General features: G+C 41.0%; 1 protein-coding gene. It reads right to left on the bottom strand.

From position 1 onward, the window contains the following. Nucleotide 1: 1 nt before the first annotated feature. Nucleotides 2-234 (bottom strand): S24 family peptidase (locus ETC07_RS16470; protein WP_136249354.1); only part of this gene is annotated, 233 nt, incomplete at its 5' end.

Here is a 234-nt window from a genome sequence, read left to right as displayed (position 1 = left end):
CTTAGTTCTCGATTAATTCGGGGGTTATTTCTTCAATACAATCAACTACAGGGCCGACGATCCTTGAAGTTTCTTCATCTAAGTAAAAATCCTTGTATTGCGGATCGGTGTTGAGTGAGTGACAGCGGAAACTTTCTCCATCTCTAAAAACTTGCTTACAATATAGCTGTTCTTCTCCGGGTCCGCCCTCTGAAATGACATAAATATCGCCATCTCTATCAAAACCAGTCGTAA

This window comes from Halomonas borealis, assembly GCF_004798905.1.
GTDB classification, from domain to species: Bacteria; Pseudomonadota; Gammaproteobacteria; order Pseudomonadales; family Halomonadaceae; genus Halomonas; species Halomonas borealis.
Note: the sequence above shows the minus strand (reverse complement) of the source record. Positions and strands in the feature narration are given on the sequence as shown.